Genomic DNA, 8,226 nt, shown 5'->3' with positions numbered 1-8,226 from the left:
TTGCTGCTTCCACAAAGCAAAGTGAAAACCGAACTGGCTACCCTTAAGCCCATCCGGGTGACGGGCATAATACTCCTCCCACAGCATTTGCTGGGTAACCCCTTTACGTTTTAACTGCTTTGCGATATCGGGAAACAAAGCATAGAGTGCCTGAGCCTTCTCGCTTCGATGCTGCTGATGGGGTTTGAACTGCGTAAAGAGCTCGTCCAGATCCTGGTCTGAGAGGTCTTCTATCTCAATCATGTTCAGATTGAGCGTCTTATAATCTTTAATGTACTTTTTAAGCGTATTGCGGGATACCCCGGTTAACCGGTAAATAGCCAGGTTGCTCTCGCCCTGACTGTGTAACCGTAGAATCTGTCTGATCTTACTCATGCTTATTGATTTATTGGCCATCGGGAGTAGTGGATTTTAATCCGCAAAACTCCTTTTTGAATCCGTTAAATCAGCATGAACTTTCTTTCTTCTGGGGTGGTCAATTTGCTCCGGTTTACCCTGGTCAATTTGCTCCGGGATTGGGTGGTCAATTTCAACCGGGGAAGGTGGTCAGTTTACTCCGGAATATGTGGTCAGTTTACTCCGTTTTTTCCAGCTTGTGGCCTACCTTCGCAGATTTTAATCTCATCACATTATTAACCTTCCGAATCTATATTCTCTGGAAAATAGTCTGGCGGGATGTTACTACCAGCATCCGGGTATTCCCAATCTATTTCTTTTGCTTCATCAAGTACGGGGTCAGTGTGCTCTATCTCTTCTAACCTGAAAGCCCTGGTGGCACCGTACTTCAATCGTATTGGTGAAAGTGGTATTTCAACCCTTTGGTATTTTTTCACAGATTCTTCCACACATTTAGTAGCCGAGGGTTTAACAATTGGTTTCGCAGATTGAACATTATATTCCTTAGTTGGATTATAATATTCTAAAAGTTCACGGAAACTACGCAAGTGTGCGTTCACCTGGGTAATAATCGGTAAAACTTTGTACTGTGTGTATTCTACAGCCTTCACATGTTTATCAATACGTTTTAGATCAATACAGCACGTAGATACGTGTTTAATCAAGGTTCTTATCACTAAGTCCGTAACTGAGCAATGATCCCTGCATAGTGTCTTACACAGATTGCTCAATTCCTTAGCCCTTAAAAATTCCTTTTTTTAAACAGGGGTATCCTGTAAGCTTTCTATTAATTTATCAATTAATCTGACGGTCTTGTCAAGATGCTCTAATACATTATCATGAGCATTTAGTTTTTTTATTATTATCATGTTTATTGCTTTTACTATTTTTATTATATCATTATATATTTTTGTTTCTGTAAAGCCCTGTTTTTATTGTTGGAAGTCAAATCTGACTATCGTATATGCAATTTTATAAGCATAAAATTTTTAATTTATTAATTCCGGTTATCTCAGGTTCTTTCCGGTGGATGGTATATTGTATTAAAAGTGTGGAAATAATGTGTGAGACTTAAGATAAAAAGGTGAATCTTTAAAGTATTCCAGGTGTAATCAAAGTAGGGAGGAGAGATGGCCCACGTTTTTGTACTAATAGATCTGGAACACCCATCCTTTTAGCCATCCGAATTTCCAGTTCCATATATTCATTCTCGACCTTGTACCTTATATTCATGCCCTTTAAAAAGCGCACAGCATTATCATGCTGGGGATCAGGATCAAAAAGAATAGGTGGTGGCTGTTTTAAAGTAACTAATTGAACAGGTTTTTTCTTAACCTTAACAACTTTCTTTGGTAACCGAGCCTGCTTTTTTCTGATGGAGTCTTCTTTAGCTTTCTTAATACAGTATGCTCTTTGCTCTTGGCGTACTTCTTGTCGAATTTTTTTATGCAACGCAAGGTATCGGCTATCACCCCACCTTCTGCCGTCTTTTACATCTTTAATATGATAATACCAATTTTTAAATTCATTTATCAATCTACTATAAACGGGTGCTGCATAAGAGCCACGCCTGTCACATTCCATTAAATACGGTAATTCTAAAAAACAGACTTCTATCCTGGGAAGTGTTCTGTTTAGTAAAAAGTCAAATAGAGGCTGATTTTGATATTTTAGAATCAAAGAGCACATTCTTCTGCACCGCAAATATTTGGAAATATCAGTTGGAATTCCCATGACTATAGTTTCTACGGCCTCGTCACAAAGTTCAATAATTCGGTGTAATTGATAAGGGAGATCTTGTTTCATATTTTTAATAGTTTTTTTTAAGACTTTAAATATTTTTAATTAATTATTCCAGCATTTTTTTGGACTTCCATTAACCGGAAGCAGAGTTAAAAGCTTCTTATCCTGTATCTATACAGTTTTTTAAAAGAAGCATAAAATTTTAAATTTTAAACATTCCCGATCTCCCGCGATATTTTCTTGAGGGGATATATTGGTTAACACGAACCAAAATAACGCAGGAGATCGAAGGAAAAGGATGTGATCTATGCAAGTTACATGAGGTCTTAAGAAGCATTTATCACCCTGCCCGTATTTCCATTGTTCTGGGTCCCCCTTACCCGTTAAGTATTTGTGACTCTATTGATGGACAGCCCATCGCGAATGCAATAGCCTTAACCTTATCCTCAACCTCTTTGCCTACAGGTGATTTCTCACTAAGGACCGGATGAGTCATGAGAGTTGTGTATTTTCGCTTCAAATAACTTAAGTTGTTAGTTTTGCCGAAGTCGCCTCGATCCTTAGCAACGTTGATAGCCTGAAGAACGGCCTGCAATCCACCAACCCGTTCCACACCCTGAATCAAAATTTGATTATTGAAGGAAGCAGTATCCTTAAAAGCTTCAGCGTTAAAAGTGATCATATCATGATTCTTAACGATCATCAGGAACGCTGACGCCCATTTTTTTATCAGAATATCATAGTTAGCAAAGACATCTTTCATTAGTACTTCCGTCAAGCCTAAGTCCTTTGCCAAGGTCTGATGGCATAACCAACGGTATTCATAACGCAAAACATGCTTGCCTTTGAATGCGTCCAATAGTTGTTCTCCCTTTTTCAACTCATTTCCTTTATCGTACAGTGCCATATACCTCTTAGTTTGAGCATAGTATAATCCGGAGTTTTGCTCTAATCGGTTGAACCGTGGCGCTTCACCACAGACCTGATATAATTCTTTAGCAGTAAGGTCAGATATGATGGGTGCACCGGTATCAAGCCGTTTAACTTTGCCTTCCATTAGTGGTAACCTCAATTCTTCACCCAACTTTTTTATACCCTCTTCTGCCTGTTCTTTTGTTAACGTTAGCTGATTATTACCGTTTATATATTTGGGTAAGCTCCCTTCAACCGTTATTCCTCCATCGTTAACTTTAACTCTAATGTTCTTCAGTGTCCCTGAATATGTTTCACCGTACTCTCCTCTGTTGTAACCCTGATTCTCCAGAATATTTCGAAAGTGTTGGGAGAGTTCGGGAGTGAGATAAGAAGGAGAGATGTGTATTTTTATCGTGTCCAGCATTGATTTTAAATTTTTTAATGATTTTTATATTAATATTATAAACCAGAGAGAGCTTGTCTCTCCGGTTGTTAATGGCGCAGCTACCTTTCATGCTGCTCGGTGGTTTAGCTCCCGGATCTCATCATCCAAGGATCCGTCAATAAACATCTGGAAAAGAATGCTCTTGTCAGTTCCTGCGGTGTCGGCTACGTAGATGTCAAACTTATATTCGGCGTTCACCTTGAAGAGATACAAATCCTTGTCCTCCTTTGCGTGCCCGATCCCGAACGGCATCATATCGGTTGAAGTCCGTAGGATTAGGGTTTCCCTGTTCTTATGCGAAGACTTATTTAGCTCGAAAACAAACGAAATGTGATCTTCTGCTGATGCTATTGGTCCCAGTATCCGGATTGTCAAGTCTTCCGAACTGTTAAACACGGCATTCCACGGTTTGCTGTTACCAACCTTGCTGAGCCTTATGAGCCTTAATCGGTCCTTTTCGTCAGTGCCTCCTAGCATGAAGCAGTAGAGGCATTTTAGGGTAGGGTTAGTCGTCATACCTTACCCCCTTTCTGACACGGTTCGTCACATAGTTAATTGCTTCTTGTTCCACATCTTCAGCTAAGTGGTTTGGATTTGCAAGTAGCCATTGATTGATTTTATCAATGTCGAAGAACAAAATTTTACCTCCCGGCTTCGAAAACGGGATCTTATTCTTTGAAGTGAGCTTATGAATGTAGCTCAAGCTAATTCCAGTATAATCGCTTAGTTCAGAAGCTGAAATCGCCTTTTTTTGGCCTAAAAGGCATGCTTTGATTTGTTGGATGTCTTTTTTTATACACATAATTTTATCGGTTAATGAATTCTATTGGAGCTCTCAATGAATTCTCGATAAAATTAGAAAGACGGGTTTCCGAATCCTATATCCTTACCTTTACATGGGAGTAAGGGTATCGGTTCTCGTCATAGCTTTCTTGATGATTTCGTCTAAAATAATGTACCGTTCGTTTACCGCTCGATTTGTATTAAGACTCTCTTGGTTAGCCTGTTTGAGGTTAATAATTTCTACACCTATTTCTATTTCAAAATACGCTATGATAAATTTGTACAGTTGCGCATTGTTCCCAGTTTTATTAGTTTCCAACGTATGGATAAATGTTATCAAAGTTCCTTTATTGACGAATTGATTGGTAGGCGCCATGTCGATCCATCTAATTTTGGATTTCACCGGCTCTTGTTTCAACATGCTGAAAAAGCTCATTGGAGAAGTATCACTAGCAATGAAATTATTATCAATCATTTCCGAGAAGAGAATTTGCATCTGCTCCGTTGAAAGAGCTGCAATCTCGAACGGGCTTCCAAACTGACTAACCTTTAATTTCTTCCTTGCCGTGTCAATGAAAGCCATGAATTTTAGTTGTTCCCACAACTTACCGATTACCCGCAGTTCACGTAAGGCCGATGTTTGATTTGTATCAATAGCGCCGAAAATTTCATCTTCATCTTCAGTTAGGAACAGCTGTAATACTTTCAGAAGTAGCTCTTTATTTGGCATTCTGATAATCTCCCCAAAAAGGCGGTCATGTAACTCCGTTAATAGTGAAGCTTGCTCGGGTTTTGAAAGATGGGCGAGCTTTGGCAATAGCGTTGCTTTAAGAGTATCATATGTCCTGAGAGGTGGTAAAAACTTGTTATATGTTCTTTTCCTTTCCTGAGCGGTATAATATTTTCTCCACTGTCCAATAGCCCACTGATTATAGCTAAGCAATTCACCCGCATTTTGAGGCTTTATAGATAAAGATATGTTCGCGGTGTACATCGATTTATTAACAAAAATAGTTTTGCCAAGGTTCCTAAGCGACTGATCTTTTAGATACTTCAAACTCACAACGCGATGAGTTTCCATCACCTGAAAATCGAAATGACGTTCCCATAAAACAAGTTTATCCTGATAAGCAGTAGCTTCATCAAAAGAGACTATTAATGCAATAAATTCAGAATTATCTAAATGACGGCTTCTCATATCACGCTAAGATCTTCAGCATTTTTGCAACAAACAAGTATATTTTAAGAAAGAGATGAACTGAAGTTCAGTGTTTGGGAAATCCGTTCGGAAATGAAAAAGATTCGGTTTAACACATTATCTTCGTTGGCACTATAAGAGGCGGATAATACTTACCTCCTCATAGATCGACAAGGTTGCTGTTGTAAAACTATTTGTTACCTATTGTAGATGATGCTTTCCCACTATTTTCATACTGAAATGGTGTAACTCGTTGATATTGAATTGAAATATATATTTACACTATGAAATTCTTTAAACTATTTGCCCTTGCTTTCTTATGTGCCACCTCCCTTATGGCGCAAGGCTCCGATTCTGTGATGCTTCGACAGTTTTATAATGTTGCCCTGGAAGAAGGCCATTCGTATGAAAACCTGAGACATCTTTGTAAACAGATAGGACCCCGCTTAAGCGGATCTAAAAATGCACAGAAAGCTGTTGAATGGAGTAAGAAGTTGATGGAGGACTATGGCTTCGATAAAGTTTATTTGCAGGAATTAATGGTACCGCATTGGGAGAGAGGTGCGAAGGAGGCTTCCTTCATTATAGAGGGAAACACAAAGATACCTGTCAGGATTGCAGCGCTGGGTGGATCAATAGCTACGCCCGCAAATGGCATAACGGCACAGGTTGTTGAAGTGAAGAATTTCGAACAATTAAAGTCCATTGGAGCAGCAGTGAAGGGTAAGATCGTTTTCTTTAACCGCCCTTTTGATGCAAAGCTGTTCGATACCTTCGAGGCATATAGCGGCGCTGTTAATCAGCGTGGCCAGGGGGCCGTAGAGGCTGCTAAGCTGGGAGCCGTTGGCGTAATAGTTAGATCAATGACCAACATCATTGATGATAACCCCCACACTGGTGGAATGCGCTATCAGGATGGTGTTACTAAAATCCCCGCTGCTGCGATAAGTACAAAGGCGGCTGAACTGCTTAGTCAAAAACTCTCAGTAAATGGATCGGCTGTCAAATTGTATTTCAAACAAAATTGCCAAACTCTGCCTGACGCCCTTTCTTATAATGTCATAGGTGAAATTCGCGGAAGTGTTAATCCGGACAATATTATTACCGTCGGTGGACATCTGGATTCCTGGGATCTTGCGGAAGGCGCGCATGACGATGGAACAGGCGTTACGCAGTCAATTGAAGTACTGAGGATCTTTAAAGTTCTGAAATACAAACCGCAGAACACCATCCGTGCAGTGATGTTCATGAATGAAGAAAACGGTTTACGCGGGGGAGCGAAATATGCCGAGCTGGCAAAGCAGAATAATGAAAAACATATTGCAGCACTTGAATCTGACGAAGGTGGTTTCACTCCACGGGGCTTTACCATAGAAGATGCCCCGGTCGCGCTGGCCCATTTTTCAAAATGGAAACATCTTCTGGAGCCATATAAAGTTAGTGATATTGAAGCCGGTGTCAGTGGTTCAGATCTTGGACCTTTAAAGACAGCTGTTCCGGGTATTGTGCTGATAGGATTCAAACCAGATTCGCAGCGCTACTTTGACATCCATCACGCCAGCAGTGATGTATTTGAAAACGTGAATAAAAGAGAGCTTGAATTGGGCGCTGCATCTATCGCTTCCATGATTTATCTGATAGATAAATACGGAACAAAATAGTTTTAATGAGTGATATTCCCCCTGCCAGTACCAAGACTGATCCTTATATCGCCCTGCGATTTCCAGAGTTTCGTTCTTACGTCGCGATGCGCTTCCTTTTTACGTTTGCCTATCAGATCCAGGCGGTGGTTGTGGGCTGGTACATTTATCAGCTCACAAAAGATCCACTTTCCCTAGGGCTTATAGGCTTAGCTGAAGCAATACCCTCTATTACTGTGACGCTTTATGGCGGTTATATAGCTGACAAATCGAATAAAAAAACTATGCTCATCAAAATTATGAGCACTATGTTAATTTGTTCTTCAGTGCTCGCATTTGTGACATCTCAATCGGCAACCGGGATGATGTCACAGGATATGATCATTTCTTCAATGTATCTCATGATATTTTGTATTGGCCTGGCTCGGGGTTTTTATTCGCCTACAGCCTTTTCTATAATGGGCCAGATCATTCCCAAGGAGCACTATCCGAATTCTTCAACCTGGAATAGCGGAGCCTATCAGCTTGGATCTATTATCGGCCCAGCGGCTGGCGGACTCCTTTACGGATTCGGGGGAATAACTTCTTGTTTCGTGGTGATCTTATCGTTCATCACTATGTCGCTCAGTTGTATCATATTCTTCATTAAAAGTCATCCTGCAAAATTTGTCCCGAAAGAAAGCATATATAAGAGCCTTGAAGAGGGAATCCGTTTCGTCTTCAAAAGCCGGATGTTGCTGGGGGCTCTCAGCCTGGACATGTTCTCAGTGTTTTTTGGGGGAGCTGTAGCGCTCATGCCAATCTTTGCACATGATATCCTAAAGGTAGGATCGGAAGGCCTGGGTTTGATGCGGGCGGCGCCTGCAGTAGGAGCGGTAGTAGCCATGTTAATCATGGCAAAGTACCCGCCAATGAATAAGCCATGGAGAAATCTGTTATTCGCTGTCGCCGGATTTGGAATTTCTATTATTCTCTTTGGACTATCGCGTAATTTTTACCTGTCGCTGCTGATACTTTTCTTCGAGGGAGCATTCGACAGCGTCAGTGTTATTATCCGCTCAACTATTCTTCAGATCTTAACTCCTGATGAGATGCGGGGAAGGGTA

General features: G+C 40.6%; 9 protein-coding genes. 2 read left to right on the top strand and 7 right to left on the bottom strand.

Going from position 1 to position 8,226, the window contains the following annotated elements; translation table 11 throughout:
• From WKF69_RS14575 to WKF69_RS14545, 7 genes are all read right to left on the bottom strand, one after another.
• A partial coding sequence (locus WKF69_RS14575) for a helix-turn-helix domain-containing protein (protein WP_340382805.1) occupies nucleotides 1-375 on the bottom strand: 375 nt, incomplete at its 3' end.
• A gap of 257 nt (nucleotides 376-632) precedes the next feature.
• A complete protein-coding gene (locus WKF69_RS14570; protein WP_340382804.1) occupies nucleotides 633-1,007 on the bottom strand; it encodes a hypothetical protein in 375 nt (124 codons plus the stop codon).
• A 481-nt stretch (nucleotides 1,008-1,488) separates the two neighbouring features.
• Entirely contained in the window at nucleotides 1,489-2,202 is a 714-nt protein-coding gene (locus WKF69_RS14565; RefSeq protein ID WP_340382803.1) for a hypothetical protein, read from the bottom strand.
• Nucleotides 2,203-2,515: 313 nt separating this feature from the next.
• Complete coding sequence (locus WKF69_RS14560) at nucleotides 2,516-3,478, bottom strand: hypothetical protein (RefSeq protein WP_340382802.1); 963 nt, start codon at nucleotides 3,476-3,478, stop codon at nucleotides 2,516-2,518.
• 87 nt (nucleotides 3,479-3,565) lie between these two features.
• Nucleotides 3,566-3,976, bottom strand: coding sequence for a hypothetical protein (locus WKF69_RS14555; RefSeq protein ID WP_340382801.1), 411 nt, complete (start codon nucleotides 3,974-3,976; stop codon nucleotides 3,566-3,568).
• Nucleotides 3,977-4,004: 28 nt separating this feature from the next.
• Nucleotides 4,005-4,301 (bottom strand): excisionase family DNA-binding protein, encoded by a 297-nt coding sequence (locus WKF69_RS14550; RefSeq protein WP_340382800.1) that lies wholly within the window; start codon nucleotides 4,299-4,301, stop codon nucleotides 4,005-4,007.
• A gap of 90 nt (nucleotides 4,302-4,391) precedes the next feature.
• Nucleotides 4,392-5,480 (bottom strand): hypothetical protein, encoded by a 1,089-nt coding sequence (locus tag WKF69_RS14545; RefSeq protein WP_340382799.1) that lies wholly within the window; start codon nucleotides 5,478-5,480, stop codon nucleotides 4,392-4,394.
• A gap of 284 nt (nucleotides 5,481-5,764) precedes the next feature.
• On the opposite strand from WKF69_RS14545, the gene WKF69_RS14540 reads away from it, so the two are divergent.
• On the top strand, nucleotides 5,765-7,141 hold the full coding sequence (locus WKF69_RS14540; RefSeq protein ID WP_340382798.1) for a M28 family peptidase: 1,377 nt from the start codon (nucleotides 5,765-5,767) through the stop codon (nucleotides 7,139-7,141).
• A 5-nt stretch (nucleotides 7,142-7,146) separates the two neighbouring features.
• On the top strand, nucleotides 7,147-8,226 hold a 1,080-nt coding region (locus WKF69_RS14535), incomplete at its 3' end, for an MFS transporter (RefSeq protein ID WP_340382797.1).

Origin of the sequence: Daejeonella sp. (assembly GCF_037719425.1) — a bacterium.
Classification (GTDB): domain Bacteria; phylum Bacteroidota; class Bacteroidia; order Sphingobacteriales; family Sphingobacteriaceae; genus Daejeonella.
This window is presented reverse-complemented; position numbering and strand designations above follow the sequence as displayed.